This window comes from Kitasatospora sp. NPDC059817, from assembly GCF_042731835.1.
Lineage (GTDB): Bacteria > Actinomycetota > Actinomycetes > Streptomycetales > Streptomycetaceae > Kitasatospora.
The window spans coordinates 18,395-19,429 of record NZ_JBHWIR010000147.1; the positions used below are offsets into that span (position 1 = coordinate 18,395).

Sequence of the window (1,035 nt, forward strand, 5' to 3'; positions counted from 1 at the left end):
TCTCGGCGGGGTTGCGGTGCTGGGGGGGGGTGTGCTGTGTCCGGCCCCGGGTGTCCCCAGCCCCCCCCCCCCCGGCGACGTGCCACCAGGGCCTGGGCGGCGTACGCGAGCAGCAGGATCACGACGGCGACGATGCCGTCCGCCCAGAAGTGGTTCGCGGTCACCACGACCACCGCGACGGTCAGCACCGGGTGCAGCACCATCACCCACCGCAGCGGACTCCGCGAGACCCGCACCACCGCGACCGCCGCCAGCACGCACCACGCGACGTGCACCGACGGCATCGCCGACAGCTGGTCGGCCACCACCACACCGCCCATCGCGCCCCCGTACACCGACTGCCCGTACTCGGCGGCCACGTCGACGAACCCGTGCTGCGGCAGCATCCGGGGCGGCGCCACCGGGATGAACTGCACCAGCAGACAGACCGCCGTGGTGATCACCACCGTGTTCCGCACCCACGCATACCGCTCCCGGTACCGCACGAACACCCAGAGCAGCACCGCCAGCATCACCGCGAAGTGCATCGCCGCGTAGTAGTAGTTCGCGAGCCTCACCAGCACCGGGTACGGCGTGACGGCCGCCTGCCAGGACGCCTCGTCCGGTAGACCGATCGCCGACTCGGTGCGGTGGATCCAATCCGCCCGGTCCAGCGCGTGGTCTCCGCTCATCACCGAGAGGTGGCCCACCAGCTGCCAGAGCGCGAACAGCGCCAGCAGCGTGCCAGCCTCCCGCAGCAGCGCCGACAGGGACGGCTTCCGGACCCTGGCGGCGGCGTACGCCCCGCCGTAGAGAGCGACCGCGGCGCCCCCGGCGGACTGCCAGGTAAGGGTCAGGTTCTGCAACGGATCGCGCCTCTCCGACAAACTCTGGTTCGTGTGTCGGCAGAGGTTAACGCAAAAAGACCCCCTCCCAGAAGGGAGGGGGTCTTTTCGGAATAATTGTTCGGCGGCGTCCTACTCTCCCACAGGGTCCCCCCTGCAGTACCATCGGCGCTGTAAGGCTTAGCTTCCGGGTTCGGAATGTAACCGGGCG

At 69.8% G+C, this 1,035-nt stretch carries 1 protein-coding gene and 1 rRNA gene; both read right to left on the reverse strand.

Translation table 11 applies throughout. The features are described 5' to 3' along the window. A partial coding sequence (locus ACFV61_RS26315; protein ID WP_380494248.1) for a phosphatase PAP2 family protein occupies positions 1-845 on the reverse strand: 845 nt, incomplete at its 3' end. A 98-nt stretch (positions 846-943) separates the two neighbouring features. Continuing rightward, positions 944-1,035 (reverse strand): 5S ribosomal RNA (gene rrf, locus ACFV61_RS26320); the annotation flags it as partial.